Origin of the sequence: Vibrio celticus, assembly GCF_024347335.1 — a bacterium.
Lineage (GTDB): Bacteria > Pseudomonadota > Gammaproteobacteria > Enterobacterales > Vibrionaceae > Vibrio > Vibrio celticus.
Genome location: NZ_AP025464.1, coordinates 1181569 through 1206927, shown reverse-complemented (window position 1 = coordinate 1206927; position 25359 = coordinate 1181569). Strand labels below are relative to the sequence as shown.

Annotated in this window: 22 protein-coding genes and 2 pseudogenes; 12 read left to right on the top strand and 12 right to left on the bottom strand. The window is 44.7% G+C overall.

Annotated features, from left to right (window positions below; all coding sequences use genetic code 11):
- Window positions 1-19: 19 nt before the first annotated feature.
- The 5 genes from OCV19_RS21355 to OCV19_RS21335 all read right to left on the bottom strand — a co-directional run bounded on the left by OCV19_RS21355 (window position 20) and on the right by OCV19_RS21335 (window position 4176).
- On the bottom strand, window positions 20-757 hold the full coding sequence (locus tag OCV19_RS21355; protein ID WP_065675305.1) for an NUDIX domain-containing protein: 738 nt from the start codon (window positions 755-757) through the stop codon (window positions 20-22).
- Window positions 758-993: 236 nt separating this feature from the next.
- Window positions 994-1395, bottom strand: coding sequence for a hypothetical protein (locus OCV19_RS21350; protein ID WP_017108445.1), 402 nt, complete (start codon window positions 1393-1395; stop codon window positions 994-996).
- A gap of 145 nt (window positions 1396-1540) precedes the next feature.
- Window positions 1541-1873, bottom strand: a complete 333-nt coding sequence (locus OCV19_RS21345; protein WP_065675304.1) for a DMT family transporter — start codon at window positions 1871-1873, stop codon at window positions 1541-1543.
- 161 nt (window positions 1874-2034) lie between these two features.
- Window positions 2035-2874, bottom strand: coding sequence for an S-formylglutathione hydrolase (gene fghA, locus OCV19_RS21340; RefSeq protein ID WP_004732901.1), 840 nt, complete (start codon window positions 2872-2874; stop codon window positions 2035-2037).
- A gap of 153 nt (window positions 2875-3027) precedes the next feature.
- On the bottom strand, window positions 3028-4176 hold the full coding sequence (locus OCV19_RS21335; RefSeq protein WP_012601124.1) for an S-(hydroxymethyl)glutathione dehydrogenase/class III alcohol dehydrogenase: 1149 nt from the start codon (window positions 4174-4176) through the stop codon (window positions 3028-3030).
- A gap of 509 nt (window positions 4177-4685) precedes the next feature.
- Between OCV19_RS21335 and OCV19_RS21330 the strand changes: the two genes are divergently transcribed.
- The 3 genes from OCV19_RS21330 to pflB all read left to right on the top strand — a co-directional run bounded on the left by OCV19_RS21330 (window position 4686) and on the right by pflB (window position 9951).
- Complete coding sequence (locus tag OCV19_RS21330; RefSeq protein ID WP_065675303.1) at window positions 4686-6857, top strand: metallophosphoesterase; 2172 nt, start codon at window positions 4686-4688, stop codon at window positions 6855-6857.
- A 219-nt stretch (window positions 6858-7076) separates the two neighbouring features.
- Entirely contained in the window at window positions 7077-7421 is a 345-nt protein-coding gene (locus OCV19_RS21325; RefSeq protein WP_050643697.1) for a DMT family transporter, read from the top strand.
- 232 nt (window positions 7422-7653) lie between these two features.
- Window positions 7654-9951 (top strand): formate C-acetyltransferase, encoded by a 2298-nt coding sequence (pflB, locus tag OCV19_RS21320; RefSeq protein ID WP_065675302.1) that lies wholly within the window; start codon window positions 7654-7656, stop codon window positions 9949-9951.
- A 222-nt stretch (window positions 9952-10173) separates the two neighbouring features.
- On the opposite strand, the gene OCV19_RS21315 is transcribed toward pflB, so the two are convergent.
- On the bottom strand, window positions 10174-10383 hold the full coding sequence (locus OCV19_RS21315; RefSeq protein WP_065675301.1) for a hypothetical protein: 210 nt from the start codon (window positions 10381-10383) through the stop codon (window positions 10174-10176).
- A 57-nt stretch (window positions 10384-10440) separates the two neighbouring features.
- Between OCV19_RS21315 and folK the strand changes: the two genes are divergently transcribed.
- From folK to folM, 4 genes are all read left to right on the top strand, one after another.
- Window positions 10441-10938: a 2-amino-4-hydroxy-6-hydroxymethyldihydropteridine diphosphokinase gene (folK, locus tag OCV19_RS21310; RefSeq protein ID WP_050632482.1), complete on the top strand. Its 498-nt coding sequence runs from the start codon at window positions 10441-10443 to the stop codon at window positions 10936-10938.
- A 97-nt stretch (window positions 10939-11035) separates the two neighbouring features.
- Window positions 11036-11407 carry a dihydroneopterin triphosphate 2'-epimerase gene (gene folX / locus OCV19_RS21305; protein ID WP_065675300.1) on the top strand — a complete coding sequence of 124 codons (372 nt, stop codon included), beginning with the start codon at window positions 11036-11038 and terminating at the stop codon, window positions 11405-11407.
- Between the two features lie 17 nt (window positions 11408-11424).
- The gene (folE, locus tag OCV19_RS21300; protein ID WP_065675299.1) at window positions 11425-12063 is read left to right on the top strand and encodes a GTP cyclohydrolase I FolE; all 639 of its coding nucleotides are present in this window, start codon (window positions 11425-11427) and stop codon (window positions 12061-12063) included.
- Window positions 12060-12776 carry a dihydromonapterin reductase gene (folM, locus tag OCV19_RS21295; protein ID WP_065675298.1) on the top strand — a complete coding sequence of 239 codons (717 nt, stop codon included), beginning with the start codon at window positions 12060-12062 and terminating at the stop codon, window positions 12774-12776. The genes folE and folM overlap by 4 nt, the downstream gene beginning before the upstream one ends.
- A 74-nt stretch (window positions 12777-12850) precedes the next feature.
- On the opposite strand, the gene OCV19_RS21290 is transcribed toward folM, so the two are convergent.
- A complete protein-coding gene (locus OCV19_RS21290; RefSeq protein ID WP_240508206.1) occupies window positions 12851-13330 on the bottom strand; it encodes a MarR family winged helix-turn-helix transcriptional regulator in 480 nt (159 codons plus the stop codon).
- Between the two features lie 363 nt (window positions 13331-13693).
- Between OCV19_RS21290 and OCV19_RS21285 the strand changes: the two genes are divergently transcribed.
- Window positions 13694-14587, top strand: a complete 894-nt coding sequence (locus OCV19_RS21285) for a DMT family transporter (RefSeq protein WP_065675296.1) — start codon at window positions 13694-13696, stop codon at window positions 14585-14587.
- A 12-nt stretch (window positions 14588-14599) separates the two neighbouring features.
- Here the strand turns inward: OCV19_RS21285 and mpaA are convergent, their stop codons facing one another.
- Complete coding sequence (gene mpaA, locus OCV19_RS21280) at window positions 14600-15307, bottom strand: murein tripeptide amidase MpaA (RefSeq protein WP_065675295.1); 708 nt, start codon at window positions 15305-15307, stop codon at window positions 14600-14602.
- 173 nt (window positions 15308-15480) lie between these two features.
- On the opposite strand from mpaA, the gene OCV19_RS21275 reads away from it, so the two are divergent.
- The 4 genes and pseudogenes from OCV19_RS21275 to OCV19_RS21265 all read left to right on the top strand — a co-directional run bounded on the left by OCV19_RS21275 (window position 15481) and on the right by OCV19_RS21265 (window position 19521).
- Window positions 15481-17106 (top strand): ABC transporter substrate-binding protein, encoded by a 1626-nt coding sequence (locus OCV19_RS21275; protein WP_065675294.1) that lies wholly within the window; start codon window positions 15481-15483, stop codon window positions 17104-17106.
- Window positions 17107-17278: 172 nt separating this feature from the next.
- A pseudogene (locus tag OCV19_RS24930) lies at window positions 17279-17591 on the top strand (LysR family transcriptional regulator); the annotation flags it as partial.
- A pseudogene (locus OCV19_RS24925) lies at window positions 17584-17807 on the top strand (GGDEF domain-containing protein); the annotation flags it as partial. The pseudogenes OCV19_RS24930 and OCV19_RS24925, both read left to right, overlap by 8 nt.
- Before the next feature lie 208 nt (window positions 17808-18015).
- Window positions 18016-19521, top strand: coding sequence for a putative bifunctional diguanylate cyclase/phosphodiesterase (locus OCV19_RS21265; protein ID WP_065675292.1), 1506 nt, complete (start codon window positions 18016-18018; stop codon window positions 19519-19521).
- Between the two features lie 171 nt (window positions 19522-19692).
- On the opposite strand, the gene OCV19_RS21260 is transcribed toward OCV19_RS21265, so the two are convergent.
- From OCV19_RS21260 to OCV19_RS21245, 4 genes are all read right to left on the bottom strand, one after another.
- On the bottom strand, window positions 19693-21117 hold the full coding sequence (locus tag OCV19_RS21260) for a fructose-specific PTS transporter subunit EIIC (RefSeq protein WP_065675291.1): 1425 nt from the start codon (window positions 21115-21117) through the stop codon (window positions 19693-19695).
- Window positions 21118-21130: 13 nt separating this feature from the next.
- Window positions 21131-21571 carry a PTS sugar transporter subunit IIA gene (locus tag OCV19_RS21255; protein WP_065675290.1) on the bottom strand — a complete coding sequence of 147 codons (441 nt, stop codon included), beginning with the start codon at window positions 21569-21571 and terminating at the stop codon, window positions 21131-21133.
- A gap of 266 nt (window positions 21572-21837) precedes the next feature.
- Window positions 21838-23055, bottom strand: coding sequence for a mannose-6-phosphate isomerase, class I (gene manA, locus OCV19_RS21250; protein ID WP_065675289.1), 1218 nt, complete (start codon window positions 23053-23055; stop codon window positions 21838-21840).
- Between the two features lie 130 nt (window positions 23056-23185).
- Window positions 23186-25090 (bottom strand): PTS fructose transporter subunit IIABC, encoded by a 1905-nt coding sequence (locus OCV19_RS21245; RefSeq protein WP_065675288.1) that lies wholly within the window; start codon window positions 25088-25090, stop codon window positions 23186-23188.
- Window positions 25091-25359 lie beyond the last annotated feature (269 nt).

The window sequence follows — 25359 nt, the reverse complement described above, 5'->3', positions numbered from 1 at the left end:
TTTTTATGTCTGAGTCGTTCTAACTTTGCGAAAAGAAGATCTCTGGCTTGTGGACCGGGCCATAGTTGCCTTCTAACTGAGTGAGCTCCAAACCTTGCTTTCCGATCAGAGAGCCGACCAACTGGCGGTTAAACGGGTAGCTGTCGGGGTTGTTAATATACTCTTCAACATCAATCCATTTAGCTTCTGCGATTTCATCAGTGTCTTGAATCGCGATATCTTGAGTTTGAGCGATAAGGTGACAAATAAAGTAGAGGTTTGATTTACCGAATTGATACGGGTGTCTTGTCGCCATGCCAACCACCGAAACGAACGTTGCCTCGATACCTGTCTCTTCCAAGGTTTCACGAACCACCGATTCTTCAATGCCTTCACCCAACTCAATATGGCCGCCAGGTAACTTGTAGCCAGTCATACCGTGCTCTTTAATCATCAGCACTTGGTTGTGTTCGTTGGTGATCAACGCGCCAGCACCCAAGGTGTGGGTAGGGATGAAAGGCACAAACTCTACCATCTCGGATTTGTGGATCAGCGTAATCTCGTCTTCTAGGCAGTTGTGAAACACAAAGCCAAGTTCAGTCGCCACCGGAATAAGGTGCGAGAGTGAAATAGGCAAGCTAATCCAAATGATGCCTTTGTTATTCTGCTTTGAAAATTCGGTGATCTCGCTGAGTTCGGCATTGAAAGAGTCAGCATCGTGAGGGGCTGTTGCTGGGTCGATGATGATGCCGTTAAATTTGTCGAGCGTAAATTCCACGGGTGATCCTTTATTATTTTTGATTTATAGGGAGTCGAGCATAGGTGGAGCTTATAACATCTTAAGGGCTTATAAAACCTGCTCTGCTTGTAGCGTTTTTAAGAGCACGGCAGTGATGGGTAAAAACTAAGGGAGAGTGCATAGCGGGCGGCTTGAAACAAAAATTACGCTAGAAACAAAAACTGCGCTTGGAAGCCAAAGCGCAGTTTTAAAATAGGGTTTATTTGAATTCGACTCTAACGAATATAGTTTGCATCAACACTTACGTACCAGTGCTGAAGCTTGCCGTCAGATTTTTTGATCCACAAATCGTTGGTGTAGCTCTCAATCTTGCCGTTAACCGTTAAATTGAACGTGTTCTCGTCGAATTCGCCAAGTTTCACGAACTGGTCTGTGGTAACTAGGAACGGGTCCATGTCGTCCACGCCAACCACATCTGAAATCACATAGTAGTGGTAAGTCAGCGGCTTACTGGCATCATTCGGGTTGCTGCGGTACGCCACAAGCTTGAACGGTTCCGTTAATGGAACGTCGAGCGTTTGCTTGTCCATGGTCGCTGGAATTGGGATAAACAGCCAAGCGGTAAACAGACCGCTCAGTAAAACCATCAGGAAGAAAAGAGTCTTAATTGCTTTCATAGCAACCTTCAAAATAGGTGATGTTGAAGGCGCTATGGTAACAGGTTTGATTTGCTGATTGTAAGAGTATGAATAAGTGAAGGCGACACCTGTCTGTTAGGAAGTTTGAATGAATTGACACACTGTTAATAAGTCACTATCTACACTAGTGCGAGTGACCTTGAGATAGGTTGATCATCACAACACCTGCCGCCACAAATAACATACCAACCCACACCATAGTATCGAGGTGCTGGCGGTAAACAAACGTAGAAATCAGGCTCACGGTTACGATAGCCAAACCCGCCCATAAAGAGTGAACTACACCTACAGGCATCCCTTTCATTGCTTGGCTCAAAAATAGAAATGCCGCCAAGTGTCCTGAAAACACCAATAGAGCAGGGATGGGTTTAGATAAGCTGAAACCGTCGGTTGCTTTAAGTGCTACGTGAGAAAGTGCTTCCGCCATCACGCCCATCATTAAGAAAAACCAGCTCATAGTCGTACCTTTTCGTTGTATTGTTTTTTGTTGGTATAGCGGGGTATTTGAAAGTGTTAATCGTTGTTACTGCTCTTTAGTAACAGCGTATTTACCCAAACAGCAGGCACAAAAAAGCCCACACCTCACGCTTTTGCAAGGTGTGGGCTAAATCGGTGTGACTACTTGTTTAGGTAAGCAGCGTGGAACTCAATATGCTCATCAATAAAGCTAGAGATGAAGTAGTAGCTGTGGTCGTAACCTGGCTGCATACGTAGCTCTAAATCGGCATTGGTTACCTTAGCCGCTTCGACTAATTGCTCAGGCTTAAGCTGCTCAATCAGGAAGTTATCGGCTTCACCTTGGTCAACCAACATTGGCAGCTTGGTGCCTTTGGTTTTTAGAAGCTCAGAGGCATCGTAGTGTTTCCACTCTTCAATATCTAAGCCTAGATATTGGTTGAATGCTTTTTGTCCCCAAGGGCATTGCATTGGGTTGGTGATTGGGCTGAATGCCGAGATAGAACGGTAGCTATCTTCGTTTTTGATACCAATCGTTAGGGCACCGTGTCCGCCCATGCTGTGACCAGAAATCGATTTCACCGAAGTCACAGGGAAGAAAGATTCAATCAATGCTGGAAGCTCTGTTACCACGTAATCGTACATGTGGTAATGGCTGTCCCATGGTGCTTGAGTGGCATTCACATAGAAGCCTGCACCTTGGCCGAGATCGTAGCTTTCATTGTCGGCAACGCCTTCGCCACGTGGGCTTGTATCTGGGGCAACAATGGCAATGCCTTGCTCAGCCGCAGCTTTGAACGCACCGGCTTTTTGCATGAAGTTTTCATCGGTACAGGTTAAGCCTGATAACCAATACAAAACAGGAACTGGGTTTTCTTTGCTTGCGTTAGGCGGCAAGAAAATCGCAAAACGCATGTTGCAGTCAAGCGTTGCAGAAAAGTGGGTGTATTGTTTGTGCCAACCACCAGCAACCTTTGCTTGGCTAATGTTTTCGATTGTCATCTATTGTGCTCCGTTAGGTTGATGGTTTTGGGGAATAACGTGTCTATATCATTTAAAGTTTCACCACCCACCGGGCAGGAGGTGGTGAAGACAGTTTGTTGCTTTTCATTTATAGCTTTGGCCTCGACACCTAAGTATCGAGACCAAGGAGAATTACTTATCCATGTGTAGAACAGTACGGATAGATTCACCTTTGTGCATTAGGTCGAATGCTTCGTTTACGTCTTGCAGACCCATAGTGTGAGTAATGAACTCTTGAAGACCAAACTCACCTGCCATGTAGCGGTTAACGATTTCTGGAAGCTCAGAGCGGCCTTTAACACCACCGAAAGCAGAACCACGCCATACACGACCAGTCACTAGTTGGAATGGACGAGTTGAGATCTCTTGACCTGCACCCGCAACACCTATGATTACTGATTCGCCCCAACCTTTGTGGCAGCACTCAAGTGCTTGACGCATCACGTTTACGTTACCAATACACTCAAAAGAGTACTCAACACCACCGTCTGTCATCTCAACGATAACGTCTTGGATTGGCTTGTCGAATTTAGTTGGGTTGATGCAGTCAGTCGCGCCAAGCTGTTTTGCTAGCTCGAATTTGCTCTCGTTGATATCAACACCGATGATGCGGTCAGCACCAGCCATGCGAGCACCAATGATTGCAGAAAGACCGATACCGCCTAGGCCGAATACAGCAACGTTGTCGCCTTTTTCAACTTTAGCTGTGTTCAGTACCGCGCCCATGCCTGTTGTTACACCACAACCTAGAAGACAAACTTCTTCAAGTGGTGCTTCTTTGCTTACTTTCGCTAGAGAGATTTCTGGAAGTACAGTGTATTCAGAGAAAGTAGAGCAGCCCATGTAATGGAAAATTGTTTCGCCATTAATAGAGAAGCGGCTTGTACCGTCTGGCATTAGGCCTTTACCTTGCGTTTCGCGAACCGCTTGGCATAGGTTAGTTTTACCCGATTTACAGAACTTACATTCGCCACATTCAGCTGTGTAAAGTGGAATCACGTGGTCGCCAATCTCAACACTTGTAACGCCTTCGCCGATCATCTCAACGATACCGCCACCTTCGTGACCAAGAATTGAAGGGAAGATACCTTCTGGATCGTCACCTGATAATGTGAATGCGTCAGTGTGACAAACACCAGTAGCAACGATGCGAACTAGAACCTCACCAGCTTTAGGAAGTTGTACATCAACTTCTTCCATTTTTAGTGGCTCGCCAGCTGCCCATGCAACCATTGCTTTTGATTTGATATGCGTTTGACCAGGTTTAATTTCGATTGTCATTGGATGTTTCCTATATATGTCAGTACAGCGGATAACTGTGCAATTAAATTCAACCCGTTAAGCGTAGTTGAGCTTAATTGTTTCCGCTCTCTCGTTTTGTTGGAGCTAGTATAGGTGTGAGTACGAGTTTTGATAATCCCCTTAAATAGAAAATGATTATTACGTATTTGTAATAATAAGTATGGAGCGGTCAGTTTTCTTGTTGGTAACTATCTTAGCTAGAGCGACTCAGGTTTGAGGACAGGCGACTTATCCAAACTGTCTGAATGTATTTTTTTTACAGATGTTTAGGTGGAGGTTTTATGGCTATTTATATATTAATAGCCGATTCGTATTATTGAACTATCAGCTTTTAAGATGAATGATAGCTTGTTGAATTTTAACGACTGAAGCAATGTCGCATAAGCGTTCGTTGTGCGACGTTTTGTAAGATATAAGAAACAATAGTGTCATTTTTCTCATCTAGTCTCCTCGCCAAATTTTGAGTTCTAACTTTTTGGGAAGAGAAAATGAAAAAGAGTACATTGACCGTACTGTCAGGCTTGATAGCAGCCACATTAGCTGGTTGTAATTCAAGTTCACCAAGTGACGACAGCGGCAATCTAGATAGCGCAGTGCAAGTCGCATTCATGTCTGATATCCATTTCCATGATGTTTACGGTGATTTTCAAGACGGTTCGTTCGCTGGCTTACCGAATTCCATGAGTGGTAAAAACGCTACGATCAGAACGATGGAGTCTCAGATGAACTCCACGCGTCTATTTAATGAAAACTACTTTGCGATGATAGCGGCGCTTGATGATGTGGTTGAGCGTGGCGTTAAATACGTAGCCTTGCCAGGTGACTTTAGTGACGACGGCCAGCCAATTCATATGCGTGGCTTGGTTAGTATCTTTGATCACTACCGCGACACGTACCGTCTTGAGTTTTTTGCAGCGCCAGGCAACCACGATCCAGTGCGTCCATTTACCATCCCTGCAGGTAAATCTGATTACCTAGGCGAGGGTGGCAAGAAGCAGCGTATCTATAGCCGCGGTAAAGAAGAGTGTGTTGGTTATGACGATGAGTGGACGACTATTCCCGGTGAAGGTGACAACTTAGCAACTATTTGTACTGAAGAAGTACGTGAATGGGGCTATGAAGAGATCATGAGTATCCTAGGTACTCACGGCTTCTACCCTCAACAAGATTACCTCTACTTTGAAACGCCTTACAGCAGCGACCAAGCTCGAACTAATTACAGCTATGATTTAGCCAAAGAAGAAGCGGCTTTTGATAAGCGCATGTACGAGATCTGTTATGAAGGTACGGGAGGCAGTTACAAAGAAAGTGCTTACTCAAGTTGTTCTGAAGTGCCGGATACCAGCTATTTAGTAGAGCCTGTGAAAGGACTTTGGTTGCTGGCGATCGACGCGAACGTTTATCGCCCGAAAGAAAACTCGTCTGATAGCTCTGTCGATGGAAACACGTTTGATGGTTCAAGCAGCGCTGGTTATAACATGATGCTGACTCACAAAGAACACGTGATCGATTGGATCTCTGATGTTGTACAAGCAGCGAAAGAGCAGAACAAGACGCTGGTGTCTTTCTCGCACTTCCCAATGACCGACTTCTACAACGGCGCTTCTGAAGAAATTGAAGATCTGTTTGGCGAAGGAAGCCATCAACTGGCTCGTGAACCTGCTGACGATACCAGTCGCGCATTAGCTGCGACTGGCCTAAATATCCACGTTGGTGGCCACATGCACTTTAATGATACGGGTAAGAAGAGCTTCAATATCGATGGCGTACAGCACACACTCTTTAATATTCAAGCACCATCGCTAGCGGGTTACATTCCTGCGTATAAGCTGCTGAACATTCGCCCTGATAACCAGATTGAAGTTGAGACGGTGGTTATCGACCAAGTTAAACGTTACAACGAGCTATTCAGCCACTATGAAGAAGAGCATGAATACCTTACTCAAGCTGCGAATGGCGATCCTGATGCAGAAGCTAAGATCTGGAACAAAGACATTCTGAATTCAGAGAGCTACTACGAACTCACCGACTGGCACATCCGTGAACTAACGCGCCTACGCTTCCTTCCGGGTGACTGGCCGTTAGAGATGCGCGCTATGATCATGGAAATGAATGGCGAAGAGATGATGATCATGTCTCAGTTAGAAACCAACTTTACCGTGTGTCAGTTAGCTAATGAACTGGGTTACGATGTTGGCGCTTGTGTGGAAAATGGTGTTGATGACTACGATCAATTCCAACATGACTGGCAGACAGCTAAAGTTGTCGCTGAGAAACTGGCTTCTTTAGAGGGACTAGAGTTAGCTGAATTTGCAGAGTGGAGTGGTGAGTTGTTAGCGACCGACTTCTACCGTTTACGTAACGCAGACGAACTGGCATTCCGTGATATCGGTGAAACACAATTGCGCCAATATGATTTGCTGAGTCGTGAACTTTCAGAGTTCGATGGCACGGTGGATTCAGAACTGGGTGACCTTGGCCAATATACCGTTGGTGAAGTGTTCCGTTCTCGTTTTGGTAGTTTGTTCGTGATTCTTGAAAAATTCGCAACAGGCCAAGCAAGTGACCACTTCTTGATTGATCTCGACCAGCAAACCCTGACCGATCTGAAAGGTGAAGTGAAGCGCGATATCCTAAGAGGTTCATCATCAGCAAATTAAGCTACTTAGATTGTTAGCGGATTAACCAATTAGCTTATTAAAAAAGAGCTCTACACATGATGTTGTAGGGCTCTTTTTGTCTTTCTGTTCTTCGATGAATGAACAATCACACTTAAGAATTTTTAAGGCACGTCATAATAATTGCTTACTGAAAATCGCATGAATTGGAAATAAAACTACAATATTCTGAGCGCCGTATTTAATGTTGTGGACTCAAACATGCTTTTATCTCTTCCGCCTCCAGTTATGCTGTCACTCGCCATCGTGCTTGAAGTTGTCGCGACTTCTTTATTGCCTAAAACGCAGCAATTTACTTCCCTTCCCGCTACCGCCGCGGTACTCGTCGGTTATGGCTTTGCTTTTTATCTGTTGTCTCTCACGGTTCAAACCATGTCTTTGGGTGTGGCGTATGCGATTTGGTGTGGGGCAGGGATTGTGTTAGTCGCGGCGTTGTCTTGGTTGGTCTACGGGCAAAAGCTAGACATATACGCGATCATTGGCATCGCTTTGATTTTGGCAGGTGTGGTGATTATCAACCTTTTTTCAACGTCGGTGAGTCATTAAGAGTCTATTTCCTGCTTTTGAAACAACAAACTAATTGGAATCTAGAGTAGTTAACCTTCAACTTAAGGTATTGAATATAAAATAGTAATTTCAATAAATGCATTTTGTGCATGTATTTTATGAAAACAGCTCACTTTACTCATAGATTGGTCGGTTTAGTATAGCCAGCAGAAACCAATGATTATAAATAATCATCGATATTGTCTGTTTATCAATAACTTAGGAGGTCATTATGACTATTCCGACAACCGATATGATGGAAGCTTGGGCGGGATTTCAAGCTGGCGAGTGGCAAACATCCGTTAATGCACGTGATTTTATTCAGCGAAACTACACCCCTTATGAAGGTGATGAATCTTTTCTTGCGGACGTGTCGGAGTCGACGACACAGCTATGGGAATCGGTGCTAGAGGGTATTAAAGAAGAAAGCCGCACTCATGCCCCTGTCGATTTTGATACTGATATCGTTTCCACTATCACCTCACACGATGCAGGTTACATTGCAAAAAACCTCGAAAAAATCGTGGGTCTACAAACCGATAAACCCCTAAAACGCGGCATCATCGCTAATGGTGGTATTCGAATGGTGAAAACGTCGTGCGAAGTGTACGGTCGTGAATTAGAGCCACAAATCGAAAAGATCTTCACTGAGTACCGCAAAACGCATAACCAAGTAGCGTTCGATCTTTATACCGATGAAATTAAAGCATGTCGCCGGTCTGGTATTATTACTGGTCTGCCAGATGCTTATGGTCGTGGACGTATTATTGGCGACTACCGTCGTCTTGCCTTGTACGGTATAGACTTCCTAAAATCAGACAAAAATGAGCAGTTCAAATCGACTCAGAAGATGCTTGAAACGGGTGGTGATTTAGATAAGACATTGCGTTTACGTGAAGAGCTTACTGATCAAATTCGTGCCCTTGATGAAATGCGAGAAATGGGTTTGAAGTACGGCATTGATATGTCTTCTCCTGCTCGTACTGCGCAAGAAGCAATCCAATTTACCTATTTTGGCTACTTAGCTGCGGTTAAGTCTCAAAATGGTGCTGCGATGTCGCTAGGCCGTACATCAACCTTCCTAGATGTTTACATCGAACGTGACCTTAAACTTGGTCTGATTGATGAAAAACAAGCGCAAGAGTTGATTGACCATTTCATCATGAAGCTTCGTATGGTTCGTTTCCTACGCACACCGGAATACGATTCATTGTTCTCTGGCGACCCAATTTGGGCAACGGAAGCAATGGCAGGTATGGGCGTTGATGGTCGTACTCTTGTTAGCAAAACGACTTTCCGCTACTTGCATACATTGCACACGATGGGCCCAGCACCAGAGCCGAATATGACGGTTCTATGGTCTGAACAACTGCCTATCGCGTTTAAACAATACGCGGCTAAAGTGTCTATCGAAACCTCATCACTTCAGTATGAGAACGATGATCTAATGCGTGCGGATTTTGATAACGACGATTACGCGATTGCGTGTTGTGTGAGCCCACAGGTGGTTGGCCAACATATGCAGTTCTTTGGTGCTCGTGCAAACCTTGCCAAAGCGCTGCTTTACACCATTAACGGTGGTGTTGATGAAAAATCTAACATGCAGGTTGGCCCTCAAGTTGCTCGTATCGAAGATGAAGTTCTCGATTTTGACCGTTTAATGCCTCGCTTTGATGACATGATGGATTGGCTTGCAACACAATACGTCACTGCGCTGAACGTGATCCATTACTCGCATGACCGCTACAGCTATGAAGCATCGTTAATGGCATTAATGGATCGCGATGTTCATCGAACAATGGCTTGTGGTATTGCAGGGCTGTCGGTTGTTGCTGACTCGTTAGCGGCTATCAAATACGCGAAGGTAACACCAGTACGTAACGAAGATGGCATAGCTGTCGACTTTGAGATTGAAGGCGAATATCCAAAATTCGGCAACAACGATTCACGTGTCGATGATATTGCTTGTGATTTGGTTGAACGTTTTATGAAGAAAATTCAGAAAATGAACACCTACCGTGAAGCGGTTCCTACGCAATCTATCCTTACGATTACTTCAAACGTTGTATATGGTAAAAAAACCGGTAACACACCAGATGGTCGCCGCGCAGGTATGCCATTTGGCCCAGGTGCAAACCCAATGCACGGTCGTGATGAGAAAGGTGCGGTGGCTTCACTGTCTTCGGTTGCCAAACTGCCATTCGAGTTCGCTAAAGATGGTATCTCTTACACCTTCTCAATCGTACCAAATGCACTAGGTAAAGATGACCTAAGCCAAAAAGTGAACCTAGCAGCACTAATGGATGGTTACTTCCACCATGAGGAAAGTGCAGGATCGATTCGTGTTGAGGGTGGGCAGCATCTTAACGTGAACGTGCTTAACCGTGACATGTTGTTGGATGCCGTTGAACATCCAGAAAAATACCCACAGTTAACCATCCGAGTGTCGGGTTACGCTGTGCGATTCAACTCGCTAACACGTGAGCAGCAACAGGATGTAATTAGCCGTACGTTTACAGCTAAGATCTAACCGTAAACTTCAAGTTATACGGTTCTAAAAAAGCGCGAGAATGACACCCGTCTCTCGCGCTTTTTTGTGCGTGGAGTATGGCGCTAATGATGTCTTTGGGCGCGCGTTGTGTTGGCTAGTTTAGGGGCAAACTCGACATGCAAAGGGTGATTGGAATTACTTTAATTGTGTCTGGTTTGGTGCTCACACAGTGAACTGATCTGCTCCAGTGATACTGGACACTCACGTAAGCGACTTTTTCCATACTTTTAATAATTCATGCTTTGCTATATTAACAAAAGACGCAACTCGGAATTGTCCAGAACCTTCATAAGCTGAATTTTCGCCCGTGGCATTTTCTAGTTCAAAAGCCTCTCTTTCCGACTTAGAACCGATCTCTATATGAGTTGTCGGGAGATTTTCTTTTACCCTCCCCACATCAAACGGATACATAGCTGATCTTCCTATCGACTTACAACGTAAGAGGTTCGTTAAAAGGGAGAAAACAATATGGCCACCGTCTATGTCAGCATCGGAAGTAACATTAACCGCGAACATCACGTCACAGAATCTCTCAAAGCATTGAATAGCCGCTTTGCACCTCTGCACATTTCTAATTTCTACGATTGTGAGCCAGTTGGTTTTGAAGGGGACAACTTCCTGAACCTAGTCGTAGGGTTTGAATGTGACCTTTCTATCGCTGAACTGGCCAAGGTTCTGCATCAAATAGAATTGGAGAATGATCGCAAGCGTGAAACTAAAGAATACGCGTCGCGCACGATGGATATCGATATCCTTCTTTATGGTAACGAAGTGGGCATTATTGATGGAGTCGAGTTGCCTCGAGGTGAAATCACCGAGTACGCTTTTGTGCTTCGACCGTTAGTTGATGTTGCCGCGCAAGAACGTCATCCCACTCTAGATATCTCTTTTCAGCACCTCTGGAACAACTTCGATCAGCTGAGTCAGAAAACCGAACTTATACCTTTCAAGGTCAGCTTCACTTAATCCCTACAACGGCTTTAAACAGCACGCTTGAGCTTTATTGATCTTTTCTTCTAACAGGCACGTAACTCACTCTACCTTCTAAGGATCGGAAACTGTTATGAATCACAATGCGATTATCACCATCACAAATCTCAGACTAAGAACCTTCATCGGCTTCAACGAAGAAGAAAAAACTAAGCAGCAAGACATCGTTATAAATGCGGAGATCCATTACCCCGCAAACAACCTTTGCCTCTCTGATGATGTGGAGAACGCACTTAACTACAAAAATATCTGCAAAAAAATTATTGGACATGTTGAATCTGGACGGTTTCTGCTTTTAGAAAAGTTAACCAGTGACGTACTCGGCATTTGTATCGATCATTCATGGGTCCGATACGCTCAAGTGAGAATTGACAAGCCTCATGCTCTACGTTTCGCCGATTCAGTCTCGCTCACCCTGAGCTATGAAGCAGAACTCGAAGATTAATTCATAAGGAGCGACTCATGCTAACCACAGAAGCTGCAAAAGTAAGAGAAGCTTTGCTCGAAAAGGGTTTAGAAACCCCGATGACATCGAGCGAAATGAACCCCGACCAGAAGTACAACCGCATCAAAGGACTTTTAGCGGAAGTTGTCAGTACGCTTGGGCTGGATTTAACCGATGATAGTCTTGCTGAAACACCTCATCGAATCGCAAAGATGTACGTTCACGAGATATTTTCAGGGCTCGACTACAATAACTTCCCCAAAATCAGTGTTATCGACAACAAAATGTCGGCTGATGAAATGGTCAAGGTATCAGACATCAATTTAACTTCTACGTGCGAACATCACTTCATTACCATCGATGGTTTAGCACAAGTGGCTTATATCCCTGAATCCAAGATTCTCGGGCTATCTAAAATAAACCGGATTGTTCGATTCTTCGCTCAGCGCCCGCAGGTTCAAGAACGCCTTACCCAGCAAATCCTAGTCGCGATACAGGCTCTGGTTGAAACAGAAAATGTGGCTGTGACGATTAAAGCAACCCACTACTGCGTTAAATCGAGAGGCGTTATGGACGCTAACTCTGAAACCACCACAACCGCGCTTGGTGGCAGTTTCAAAACTAACCCTCAAACTAGAGCTGAGTTTTTACGATGAGTGAAACAATTCTAATAACGGGAGTGGGGAAGCGTTTAGGATTCGCTCTGGCGCAGCAACTTTTATCTGACGGATACAAAATAGTTGGTACTTACCGAAGCGACTATCCACACCTGCAATTACTCCGCGACAGTGGAGCAGACTTGCAACAGGTAGACTTTTATCAACAAAGCAGCCTAGAGGGTTTTCTGCATTATGTTGGTCAAGAATATAAGGCGATCCGAGCCATCATCCATAATGCTTCCGACTGGCGACCGGAGAACAAAGGCAACCCCCGTGAAAACGCATTACAAATCATGAACCAGATGATGACAGTTCACGCTACCGTGCCTTATCTAGTCAATTTAACTCTCAAAGACCAATTAATGTCTGTCGATAAAACGTCGGACATCATCCACATCAGTGATTACGTTGCGGAAAAAGGCAGTAAAAAACACATCGCTTACGCGGCCAGTAAAGCTGCGCTCAACAACCTGACGCTGTCGTTCTCAGCGATGTTGGCTCCCAAGGTGAAAGTCAATACTGTCTCTCCAGCCATGATCAAATTCAATGAACATGACGATGAGGCGTACAAAACCAAAGCTCTGAAAAAAGCTCTGATTCCCGCCGAAGCAGGCTTTGAAGAAGTGATAGATGGTATTAAGTTTGTTCTGGCTAGTCATTATATGACAGGAAGGACTTTGCACCTTGATGGCGGCAGGCATTTGAAGTGAAGCCCATATGTTGCATACCTAAGTATGGGCTCGAACCTCCTTCTAGCATGTTTCACGCTAGTTACATGAGGATACTAAGGAAGCAATTGGCCAAACATTGATTTTAACTGCATTACCTGGGCGTCGTTTAGATTTTTGAACAACTTGCCAATTTCATCAAAAAATTCTGGGGCGGCGTTAGACATCAGATCAACACCATCTTGAGTTAGCGAGATTTTTACAGACCTCTTATCTACGGAATCATGTCTTCTGGCGACTAAACCCTTGGTATCCAATCGATCAATCCTGTTGGATAACGCGCCAGATGATGGTAACAACGTACGCTCTTTTAGTTCTTTTGCTGTCAATTCATAAGGGCTTTCTGAGCGAAAAAGTGTAGCAAGAACATCGAATTCAGAAACATTAACGCCATAACTTTTGCAGAAGTTATTTCTAGCCTCAGACATTAGTGAGCCGAATCTTACAAAAAATGTTGCAAGTTCGACCGTGTCTCTATTTAGGTTGTTGTCCACTGATAGCCACTGTTTTGTAACTTCTTCGATGCTGATATTCAAATTTAATCCTTACGCATTGTGATTTTGTGAGCCCTTGAGATCAATCTTTTGTGCTGGTGCTTGGTGAAAATTAACTTCATACCGTAAAAAATAATTTCCCCAATCGCTTTGTTGATATGAAAAATCATGTACGTCAAAGATATAGCCTCAATCAGAAGAAAGAAAATCTTTTTGATTAAGAACCCCGTGGTTTTTACAAATATTGATATTACTTTCATGTTATCTCCTGTTTTAGTTGATTTTTCGAGCAAAAAAATGGCTTCTCAATATATAAGGTGATGGGTGTACCTTCTCTTGAGAGTACTTTACTAACTAGATTGGTTTAAGTAAAGTATGTTTAGTTAAACACAAAAGAGATGTTCTATGAAAGTATTTTTGGCAATGTTAGCGCCCATTCTTTGGGGGACAACTTACGCAGTAGTCTCTTCGGAGTTTGTTGGTTGGTCACCTTTTGCTTTATCAGTTTGGAGAGCACTACCTGCGGGATTACTTCTTCTATTGGTTAAGCCCACGCTCCCTAAGCTTTCAGAATTACCAGCTTTGCTATTAATTGGATTCCTGAATATCGCCTTGTTTTTTGGCTTGCTATTCGCCGCAGCCATGCAGATCCCTAGCACATTAGTCGGTGTTGGTATGGTGGCCTTGCCGGTTATTGGTTTAGCTATTATGGGAATATTCCATCAAGTTAAGCCTTCGATAATCCAGTTGGTATCAGCGATGATTCTGATTAGTTGTTCTGCTTATCTGTTTCTTACTAGTACGGTTCCAATAAGCTTTAGCGCAGTACTTTTACTCGTTGGCGCAATGACGGCTCTAATTGGGGGAAGTGTTGTTGCAAAACATGTGATGAAGAAAATACATTGGTGGAAGCTACTCACTTGGAAGTTGATATTTGGAGGGCTTATATTGATTCCGATGGCGTATTGGGAGATGTCATTCAGTGGAAAGTCCTTTGTTGCCGCAATTCCTGTTAATGGTGAACAGTGGGCTGCGATGGTTTGGCTAACCGTAGGGTTAACTTCTGTGGCTTATGGTGCTTATATCTACACGATACCAATGATTTCAACTAACGAATTAAGTTTCTTTGGCACTTTGAATCCTATTCTCGCGATGATTCTTGGCGCTACGTTGATGGGCGAATCATTCAGCGCAATTCAAGTATCTATTATGGGCATAATGGTTATAAGCAATCTAATAGCCCAACTTATAGAGTACAGAAAAAACTTGCCTACTGAGCAGGTGATTATCGATTATTAACTACCGAGTTCTTTAGACATTCTTAAACCCCAACACAGCCACAAATGCATCCAAATATTTCTCGATAGTCAAATCCGCAGAAACGGGCGGTAGTTCTACGGTAATGCATGGTAGGTTTCTTTCTTGGCACCATGTGCCGAATGAGCCTGGGGTTTCGTAATCCACGTCTTCGACGAGTGGTAGGTTGAACTGCTTACCTAGCCAAGTGGTGAGTTCGGATTGAGCTGGGTCGTCGACCATGGCGAGTGGTTCGTGGAAAGAGATGACGAATTTGGGCTTACGCTGTTCAATGAGGTTAATGAGCGATTGCACTTCAGCTTCAAGCTGATCGGCTTGTCCCGTTTTCACTTTTACATCTCTGACTGGTGTGTGAGAACTCCAGCGATAGACGGTGCCGTTTTCTGTCCAGTTTTTAGTCGGGAATGCACGGTTTAGGTCTACTTGGTTGGCGTTAGCGCGAGTGCCGAGTTGATTGCCGTCTGGGTTCATCGACAGGATCACATCGTGTCGTAAGTTGGCTGCTGGCAAGCTTCTTAGCGCGCAAGACAAACCCGCGATAGAAGCGGTTTCATCACCGTGTGTGCCTGCTAAGATCAGCCCGCGAGACTCGCTTTCTATTTGCGCGGGGAAATAGAGCAAAGGCGCACCCAACACCGACTTTCCATATGACAGCGGCTTTATTGAAAACGCAGCTCTTTCCGTTCTTGGAATTAAACTCACCTTAATCTCCTGATTGATCAAGTACTATCAAGTATTCACTATTGGCTATATTAATCATTAACTAAGTCCATTAGATGAACCCCTTTAAATAAACCATAGCGTCAAAACTCGTCAACCGTCGCATTGTTAATTTTATTACTTGCTTCAAAGATAGGCTAGGAGAGCAAACAAACATGGATTTTAAAAAACATTCAACGGCTTTACTCATTTCATCTTTATTGACCCCTTTTATATCAGTGACTGCCGTTGCTGAAACCTTACCTGCTGGTGTTTCGCTGGCAAAAGACCAACACTTAGTTCGTGCTAATGATGCAGAAGCGGCGACGCTTGACCCTGCGAAAGCAGAAGGCCTGCCAGAAATGCACATCCTACGTGACCTATTTGAGGGTTTAGTGATCCAAGATCGCGATGGCAATATTACTCCAGGTGTCGCGGAATCTTGGGAAACCGAAGACAACCAGACGTTTGTATTCCACCTGCGTAAAGACGCGAAATGGTCGAATGGCGATCCGGTGACGGCCGATGATTTCGTGTATGCGTTAAGACGTGCGGTTGACCCTAAACTGGCTTCGCCAAACGTGTGGTATCTCAAGCTCACCAAGATCAACAACATTGCTGACGTAGCAGAAGGTAAGAAGCCCGTTGAAGAGCTTGGTATTTCCGCTGTCGACAAACACACGGTGAAGTTCGAGCTTGATAGCAAGGTGCCGTACTTTGTTGCGATGACGGGCCACACATCCATGATGCCCGTTCATAAGGCTACGCTAGAAAATAGCGATAAGCCGTGGAGTGACCCTAAGCAGTTTGTCGGTAATGGCGCGTTTGTGTTGGACGAGTGGGTGGTTAACGAACGCATTGAACTGAAGAAGAATCCTAACTACTGGGACAGTTCAGATACCAATCTAACCCAAGTGACTTACATTCCGTTCGAAAACCAAAACGCTTCGATTAACCGTTATGCAGTGGGTGAGGTCGATATCACGTCTGATGTGCCGACACACATGGCGCAGCAGCTCAAAATCAAATACCAAGATGCGTTTACCGCAGTTCCTCTGCTGTGTACTTACTACTACGCGTTCAATACCACGCGACCTCCATTCGATGACGCGCGAGTGCGTAAAGCGGTGTCTTATTCGATGATGCGTGACGTCATCACCAATGGTGTCACTCAGGTGGGTAACCTACCGGCTTATACCTTTGCTCATGAGTACACGGCTGGCTTTGATGCGACTCAGCCTGAATACAGCACATGGACTCAAAAGGAACGTGACCAAAAGGCAAAAGAGCTGTTGAAAGAAGCGGGTTACGATGAGGCTAATCCATTGGATTTCAAACTGCTCTATAACACCAGTGAGTCGAACAAGTCGATTGCAGTGGCTATCGCTTCCATGCTCAAAGGTAACTTAGGCGCGCAAGTTGAGCTGGAAAACCAAGAGTGGAAGTCTTACTTGGTGTCACGTCGCCAAGGTGATTTTGATGTGATGCGCGCTTCTTGGTGTGGTGATTACAATGAAGCGTCGACCTTCTTGAGCCTACTGCGCTCTGAGTCTTCGGGTAACTTTGCCCGTTACAACAACGATAAATACGACTCTGCAATGGACAGCGCACTGGCCGCAACCAACGAGCAAGATCGCCAAGGTTTCTATGACCAAGCGGAGCAGTTACTGGCGGAAGATATGCCTATCGCACCCATCTATTACTACATGCAGGCTCGCCTAGTGCGACCAAGTGTTGGTGGCTTTGCGAAAAACAACGTGGAAGGGCGTATCTATTCTAAGGACCTCTACATCAAAGAATAGATAGGCCGGATGCGAGTTCTGGCATTTCGCATAATAATATGAAATAGAAGAAAAGGGACGTTGATCATAAATATCTGATCAACGTCCCTTCGTCATTAATCTGTAACTGGAACCGCAAAAAACTGAAACCTGATTGAAGTATTTTTCACTTTTATTTCAATCAGGTGAAGCCATGTTACTCCCTCTACGCGCTTTTGTTGCGTTCGAAGCTGTTGCTCGTCTTGGTTCCATTGGCGCGGCTGCCCGAGAGCTTTGTGTCACGCAAGCGGCGGTTAGCCAACAGCTCAAAAGTTTACAAGCTTTTCTCGCCTGCCATCCTTCTATAAGAAATACCCTTTATCAGGCTCGATATTCAGTTGGTGGACTGGCCATCAACCAACCCTTGCCTGAATGTCGATATCGAACTGACTAACGGCAAGGTCGAAAGCGAAGACACTTATTGCGAGCGATTGTTTCAAGAACATTGGCAACTGGTGTGCAACCCTTTCAGATAAATTACGCTCAGCAATTTAGAAGATCAAACTTGAGCAACAACCAACTCTAACAATTAAGTCTAGTTTTGGTATTAGCTTGCTATCAGAAAATGAAAAGTGGAAAGACTGTGCGATCGCGCGCTTTATCAAGCAAAGCTAAAAGGACGAAATACAATTGTGATTGAAGAGTCATACCCGGCATCAACAAAAGCGATCGGCAGCTCTTAGTTTGACTAAGAGCCAACATCCACACAAATTGTTTTTGGCATGTTTAGCCCTAAAAGGCTTTCGTCGTGCAAAGTGATGACGAAAATCGGTAAATAAAAGTCAAAAATAAAAACGCGAGCGGTAGATTGCGATTTATGTTGGTGCTACGTTATGAGCAATTTATAACATATAAGTCATGACACATTAGACTGAGAGATAGCAGCTAACGATGAACAAGACAAAAAGATATCCGGCCAGCATAGTATTCAGCTACCTAATACTGTCATCTTTATGGGTTTTATTTTCTGATCTCGCGGTTGAATCATTATCAAATGACTTGCGTGAACACGCCTTAGCACAGACAGTCAAGGGTCTGGTATTTATCATTCTAACGTCTGCTTTGTTATGGGTAATGGTTCGGAAAAATAATCGCGATTTAGAGAGCGCCAACGATCTTGATAGTGTCACCGGGCTTCATAGCCCATCAGTTTTTTACCGATATTTAAATAAAAGACTGAAAAATTCTCAAGCCAGTGACCATTATGTCCTCTTCTTATTAGACATTGATAACTTCAAATCTGTCGCTGACCAGATCGGATTCGAAAATACAAATTCATTTTTAAAAGACATTGCACGATCCATTGAACTTCCTATTGAGCATCAACCACTTTCGTCACGGGTACATTCCGATGGTTTCGCATGTTTAGTCAAACTCGATGATAAGGAAGATATTGAATCCTACATTGCTCTCGTACATCGTAGATTTAACCAGTGTGCTTATCGTTATGATATTCACGCCACTTGTTGTATTGGCGCTGCTCTATTCCCCTCGGATGGGAATAATGCCAAGCAACTCATGGCATCAGCAACCCACGCCTTAACTGAAGCAAAGAAAAGCAAGGACACGATTGAATTTCATGACCCAAAACTCACTGAGCTTGAACGTCAACGACAAGAAATGGTGCAAGAATTACGTAAAGCGATTGATGACAAAGCGATTGATATTGTGTTTCAGCCTAAATTCAACATTGAAAGTAAATTTGTTGCTGGCGTGGAGGTGTTGTCTCGTTGGACGCATGAGTACTATGGTGTCGTTTCACCGGATATCTTTGTCGCGCTAGCAGAAGAGAATCATTTTTGTCGTGATTTGACTGCGTTAGTTCTAGAGAAGACTGCGTCACAACTTAGGGCTAATGGCTTGTTAGGGAATGCGCTTAATAGTGTCTCGGTCAATATTTCAGCGGTAGAGCTAAATAGCGTTGATGACATGAACCATCTGGATGAATATCTACGAAAGGATCCCGAGTTTGCTCGCTTACTTTGTCTTGAAATCACTGAAACCGCTATTTTGAAAGATATAGATCAGTGTGCAATCGCTGTTCAGAAGTTAAAAAAACAAGGGGTATCCTTTTCGATAGATGATTTCGGTGTTGGCTACACGTCTTTTGGTATATTTAGCAAATTGGATGTAGATGAAATCAAAGTCGATCGCAGTTACATCAGTGGGTTAGAAGATGATTATCGTTCGAGAGCTATAACGTCTGGTATCATTGATATAGCGCGAGGGTTTGGCATTAATGTAGTGGCTGAAGGGGTTGAAAATGCTCAGCAACTGTCAATTTTGAAAACGTTAAATTGCGAACAAGCTCAAGGTTATTATCTGGGCTACCCGATGCCATATAAACAGTTGAAAGAAAGTCTCACCTCTGAAATAGAACCATGTTCAACAACATAACTTAATACTTTTTCATCTAGGCGACAGAGATACAGATGACTTGTATCGAGAAGGATGCTGTTGGCCTAACTATAAACAAATCCCCATTCGTTGACTAGACGAATGGGGATTTTAGTTACTAGGGGGTAGTTACTTTATCAATAGTGAGCATTCACTAATTTATTGATTCTTTTAGATAGCCACCATAGTCGCGGCTTTCTTCATTGCTTCCTTGGTTGAACACTCAATCACGTTCGCGTTAGCAAAGCGGTGAGCGTCTTTCACTTGAATATCGTGAGCCAAGATAACTAGCTTCGCGTTCGCTACATCTAGGTCGCTGATGCGGTTCTGAATACCGTTTTGACCTTGAGTTTCTACCTTAATCTTAAGGCCTGCTGCTAAGCCTGCTTTTTCCAGTGCTTTCGCTGCCATGAAGGTGTGTGCAACACCAGAAGGGCAACATGTTACGGCTACGATGTCGTACTCGCCTTCGCCTGCTACAGGTGCTGCTTGAGCTTGTACTGGCGCTTCAACCATGTCTTCTTCGGTTTCAACCGCTACAGGTTTCCAGAAACCAACGATAACCGCTGTTGTCAGTGAACCTAGCGCAATACCGACGACGTACATTGGAATGTTGCTTGATACTGGCGCAGTGATTAGGCCGCCCCATGGTGCGTGCAGTAGAACGTCTGTCATGAAGCCGAACACACAGCCCACGATGCCACCGGCAACGATTGACGGGAGTACGCGCATTGGGTCATTCGCTGCGAATGGGATAGCACCTTCAGAGATACCGATAGAACCCATGATTGCTGCTGCTTTACCTGCTTCTTGCTCCTGTTTAGAGAACTTGTTTTTGAATAGGAAAGTCGCCAATGCCATGCCTAGAGGTGGTGTACAAATCGCGATGCCTACGCCGCCCATTAGCCATGGTTGTGTGTCTACTTGAGTTTGAGCAAATAGGGTCGCTACTTTGTTGATAGGGCCGCCCATATCAAACGCCGTCATACCACCAAGGATTGTGCCCAGAACCATCTTAGACGCGCCAGCCATTGAAGCTAGGAACTCGTTCATTGAAGACATGAACAGTTTGATTGGCTCACCAATGCCCCACAGTACGATGCCGGCAGAGATTAACGTGCCTAGAAGCGGGTAGATGAAGTAAGCACCTAGCGCAGTCATGTTGGTAGAAAGCGGGATCTTCTTAAGTTGGAACACCACGCCACCGGCGATAAAGCCAGCCACGATACAACCAAGGAAGCCGCCGCCCATGTCAGCCATGATGCCAGAAGAGATCATCGCAGGTGCCAGTGCTGGTTTATCTGCAATTGAGTAACCAATAAAGCCGCCAAGAATGATTGGGAAAAGAACAAGGCCTTTGATACCGATATTAGAGATGTCTGCTAGCAGGCCGTCTGCAGGTACAGCGCCTTTGCCTGATGCCATAACTGCTAACGCCAACAGAACACCACCGGCTACGATGAAAGGTAGCATGTGTGAGGTTCCGAAAAGCAGATGGCCTTTCATGGTGCTAAGGATTTTTTTAAAGTAGCTACTACTGTTTTTGTTATTAGAATTACTACTGGTATTCGTAGCTTGAGTTGTTAGGGTGCTCATAATTTTCTACGCCTTATGAATTAATTAAAATATTAAGGATTTGTTGTTCGTCTTTTGCGTTATGGATATCTTGAATAAATTCATCGCTGAATTTTCCAAATAGTTCTTGTAGTACATAAATATGATGGTCTGCACCGTTATCTGGTGAGGCAATCATAAAAAACACGGTTGGGTTGATGCCGTCTTCATCGCCATACTCAATGCCTTCACGCTTAACACCGACAGCGATTGCTGGCTCAGTTACCGCCTTGCTTTTTGAGTGTGGGTAAGCGATGCCGTCCATCGAGGTGATGCTTTGAGATTCACGAATTTCGATGTCTGCCAAGAAGGCTTCTTTATTACTGATTCGGTTGTTCTCAAATAACATGCCTACCAATTCTTCAAACAATTCTTTTTTATTATTCGCTTGAAGGTTGTTATTAATTAAGTTGACGTTAGTTAGCTGTGTGATCATTTATTAACTCATTCACTATTGAAGTTCTTGAATTAAAATTAATGGATTAACCCGATTCGCGAAATAGCAAATAAAAGCCCTTCACTGTACATTTGTACCAAGCAAAATTAAGTGTGATTTGCATCATTCATCCAGTGTGAGATGAGTCATATTTGATGGTGTACTTCGATGTTGAAATAACTTTCTGTAGGAACAAAAATGCCCCGCAAAGCAGGGCATGATCAATGTTTGTATCTACTCGGGAGAGCTAGATTTACTTGATAGAGCTAGCTGTAAGCGCGCGCTACGCGTCCAACGCAATCCAGTTTGTAACTTTCAGCGTAAGCGGGAATGAATACAGATTGGCCTTTCTCAATTACGCAGGTTTCGCCGCATTGGTGAGTGAGCACCATAGATTCGTCGAGCGGCAATAGGATCTCGGCACCTTCGGTAGTGATCTGTCGTTGATGTGAGTTCTGCACGATAGAGAACTTAAAATCTTCGACTGGAATTTGATATTCCATCACATCACCTTGCTCTATCGGGCTGAGCAGTAGCCTATCCGCAGGCTTTTGATTGAATCGAGTACAAGAAACCAGTTCGTTCACGTCCATGTACTTAGGCGTTAACCCGGCACGCAGCACATTGTCTGAGTTCGCCATGATTTCTAAGCCTGTACCCTTGATGTAAGCGTGGGGAGTCTCGGCATCTAGATACATGGCTTGCCCCGGCTTTAAGGTGATCACGTTCAATAGCAGCGGAGCGAACAAGCCGACATCACCTGGGTATTGAGCTTCCAGTTCTGAAATCAACTGAAACACAGGTGTATCTGAAAGCTTGGCCTTCATCAGTAACATAGTCAGCGCCATGCCTTTTTGTTCGCCTTGTAAAGACAATAAGCTCGCGAAGAAGCTCGCTAATCCATTGGGCGTTTGGTCGCCCGCTAGGTCATTGACCATCGAATGCAGCTCTGGAATATCGAGATAGTGGAAGTGTTCAAGGATCTCGTTGATAGACCTAAAACCGTTCATCGCGGTGTAGTCGGTTAATGCATACACTAGCTCTGGCTTGTGATTGGGATCCTTGTAGTTGCGGTTGCCGGCCGTCATCGGAATGCCTTGCTGTTCTTCAAGAGCATAGCCAGATTCCGCTTGCTGCTTGTTCGGGTGAACTTGAACAGACAGCGCTTTCTCTGCTGCTAACACCTTGAACAGATATGGCAGTTCACCAAAACGACTTGCGACTTTCTCGCTTAAAAACAGGTTTAGGTTCTTCGAAATCAGGTTCGACAATGTGGTTTGCTGACCATTATCGGTCACCATCGAACAACCATTAGGGTGAGCGCCCATCCAGATCTCCGCTTGTGGCTCACCAGATTGGTTATCAATACCAAAAAGTTGGCTGAACGAAGAAGGGCTACCCCATGCGTAGTTTTGAATCACGTTGGTCATAGGGTAGAAAAAGCGTTGTACGAACGAGTCGTTCGCTAAAGAAAAATCAGACATCGAAATCACCATGAAGGGAAACATGGCTTGAGCTCTATTCGACTTACTCATTAGTAAAAAACTAGCAACTAAAGTATTAGCGACTAAAAAAGGAGAGTAGAGGGGCTCAAGCCATTGGAGTTGAAATGGCTTAAGCCGCTGCTGTTGTTAGCTTGGCTTTGCGTAGATTTTTAAGCGCGATACAAGTAACCGCAGTCACGCCCGCACCAGATGCCATGCACAGCAGTGCCAGCATTGGGTAATTCATTGCGCCTAGTAGAGCCACAACTGGACCACCGTGAGCAACGCTGTTGGTGATGCCGAATGAGAACGCCATAACCGCTGCAGTCATTGAGCCGAGTACGTTGGCTGGGATAACCGACATTGGGTCCTGAGCTGCGAAAGGAATCGCACCTTCAGAGATACCCACTAAGCCCATCGCGCCTGCTGCTTTGCCTGCTTCAATTTCAGATGATTCGAACAGGTCGAACTTACGGCCAAGTCTGGTCGCGATAGCCATACCTAATGGAGCGACAGGAATTGCACACGCCATTGCACCCATGAATTGAGTTTGACCGCTGGCAATCATGCCGACCGAGAATAGGAACGCCACCTTGTTGAACGGACCGCCCATATCGAAACCGGCCATGCCACCAAGGACTATGCCAAGCAGAACCACGTTGCCTGTACTCATGCTCGTTAGTAGTGCAGTAAGCGCATCCATCAGCCCAGCGATAGGTGCACCGATAACAAAGATGAACAGACCCGCGATGAACAAAGAGCCAGTGATCGGAGCGATCATGATAGGCACAAGTGGTTGAACGAATTTGTGGTAGTTAAACGAAGTAATCCATTTAACGAAGTAACCCACTAATAGACCTGCGATAATTGCGCCAATGAAGCCTGTACCTGCGTCAGCGCCATAGAAAGAACCGTTGTTAGCAATCCAACCACCGATAAGGCCAGGGGTTAGGGCAGGGCGGTCAGCAATCGCGTAAGCAATGTAGCCAGCCAAGATTGGGATCATCAGAGTGAAGGCAACCACACCGACTTCTAGAATTTGGTTCCACATGCTGCCAGCAGGAATCGCCATGCCTGATTCACTTGGCTCACCGCCAATCGCTAAGGCTAGGGCAATCAATAGGCCGCCAGTCACCACGAATGGGATCATGTGTGACACGCCATTCATCAAGTAACGATAAAGGTCAGAACGCGCTTGTGATGCTTTCTCTGCAACAGATTGGTTGGTCGGTGCTTGTTCAGCTTGGTAGCTAGGTGCATTGAGCGCTTGCTGAATCAAGCCTTGCGCGTCTTTGATTGGTGCTTTTACGTTGGTGCTGATAACGCGTTTTCCGGCAAAGCGAGCCATGTCTACCTGTTTGTCACAAGTCACAACAATCGCATCTGCGCGTTCGATCTCTTGTTGAGTTGGGCTGTTTTTAACGCCAATAGAACCGTTGGTTTCGACCTTGATGTCATAGCCAAGAGCCGCTGCGCCTTTCTCTAGCGCTTCAGCTGCCAAATAAGTGTGTGCAACGCCAGCTGGGCAGCCTGTCACACCAATGATGAAGCCTTGTTTCTCAACGTTGTTTTCCGTTTCTGAAGGCTCAGGTATGCTAAGCAGTAGTTCTAATGCTTCTTGTTCAGATTGAGCATTCATGAAGCTTTCAATAAAGCCTTCTTCGATCAGTTTTGAAGAAAGCTCTGCCAGTACTTCGATGTGGTGATTATCGCCGCCATCAGGAGAGGCAATCATGAAAAATAGTTTTGATGGCTGACCGTCATCGGCGCCGTACTCGATACCTTGTTGATGGACACCGATAACAACCGCGGGTTTGATGACCGCAGCGCTTTTCGCGTGTGGCAGAGCAATACCTTCTTCAAATCCGGTATTACCTTGTTCTTCACGAGCCTTAATGTCGGTAAGAAACTGTGCTTTGTCTGAGATTCTGCCTTGTGCGTAAAGCACGTCTATCAGCTCTTTAAATACGTCTTCTTTTGAATTAGCGCTAAGCGAAAGCTTAATCAAATCTTGATTGATCAATGTCGTGATCATAATGAACCCCTACTCTGTTTTTATTTTGTTAGGGGTATTCTGGAATCTACGGCTTGCCTTCTGTAGTGAAGAAAAAATGCATTTACTGGATGATTGTTGCGTTATAAGTGGAGTGTGATTTTGATCGGTCTAACGGGCGTTTTTAGCCCTGTGTTGACAAGATTTGTCGTGCTTTAAAGCTTTTATTTATAAGGGCTACAGCGTGTTTTGTTATCTGGGAAATTACGTGCCTAATCGATTTCTCCACTGGAGATTTATTTCTAAGACTG

Coding starts and splice junctions, on each gene's coding strand:
- folK (WP_050632482.1), top strand. CDS start 10,441: ATGGCCACCGTCTATGTCAGCATCGGAAGTAACATTAACCGCGAACAT.
- manA (WP_065675289.1), bottom strand. CDS start 23,055: ATGTCTGATTTTTCTTTAGCGAACGACTCGTTCGTACAACGCTTTTTC.
- fghA (WP_004732901.1), bottom strand. CDS start 2,874: ATGACAATCGAAAACATTAGCCAAGCAAAGGTTGCTGGTGGTTGGCAC.
- OCV19_RS21345 (WP_065675304.1), bottom strand. CDS start 1,873: ATGAGCTGGTTTTTCTTAATGATGGGCGTGATGGCGGAAGCACTTTCT.
- OCV19_RS21315 (WP_065675301.1), bottom strand. CDS start 10,383: ATGTATCCGTTTGATGTGGGGAGGGTAAAAGAAAATCTCCCGACAACT.
- OCV19_RS21285 (WP_065675296.1), top strand. CDS start 13,694: ATGAAAGTATTTTTGGCAATGTTAGCGCCCATTCTTTGGGGGACAACT.
- OCV19_RS21245 (WP_065675288.1), bottom strand. CDS start 25,090: ATGATCACGACATTGATCAATCAAGATTTGATTAAGCTTTCGCTTAGC.
- OCV19_RS21275 (WP_065675294.1), top strand. CDS start 15,481: ATGGATTTTAAAAAACATTCAACGGCTTTACTCATTTCATCTTTATTG.
- OCV19_RS21350 (WP_017108445.1), bottom strand. CDS start 1,395: ATGAAAGCAATTAAGACTCTTTTCTTCCTGATGGTTTTACTGAGCGGT.
- OCV19_RS21260 (WP_065675291.1), bottom strand. CDS start 21,117: ATGAGCACCCTAACAACTCAAGCTACGAATACCAGTAGTAATTCTAAT.
- OCV19_RS21325 (WP_050643697.1), top strand. CDS start 7,077: ATGCTTTTATCTCTTCCGCCTCCAGTTATGCTGTCACTCGCCATCGTG.
- folX (WP_065675300.1), top strand. CDS start 11,036: ATGAATCACAATGCGATTATCACCATCACAAATCTCAGACTAAGAACC.
- OCV19_RS21335 (WP_012601124.1), bottom strand. CDS start 4,176: ATGACAATCGAAATTAAACCTGGTCAAACGCATATCAAATCAAAAGCA.
- OCV19_RS21265 (WP_065675292.1), top strand. CDS start 18,016: ATGAACAAGACAAAAAGATATCCGGCCAGCATAGTATTCAGCTACCTA.
- folM (WP_065675298.1), top strand. CDS start 12,060: ATGAGTGAAACAATTCTAATAACGGGAGTGGGGAAGCGTTTAGGATTC.
- pflB (WP_065675302.1), top strand. CDS start 7,654: ATGACTATTCCGACAACCGATATGATGGAAGCTTGGGCGGGATTTCAA.
- folE (WP_065675299.1), top strand. CDS start 11,425: ATGCTAACCACAGAAGCTGCAAAAGTAAGAGAAGCTTTGCTCGAAAAG.
- OCV19_RS21255 (WP_065675290.1), bottom strand. CDS start 21,571: ATGATCACACAGCTAACTAACGTCAACTTAATTAATAACAACCTTCAA.
- OCV19_RS21330 (WP_065675303.1), top strand. CDS start 4,686: ATGAAAAAGAGTACATTGACCGTACTGTCAGGCTTGATAGCAGCCACA.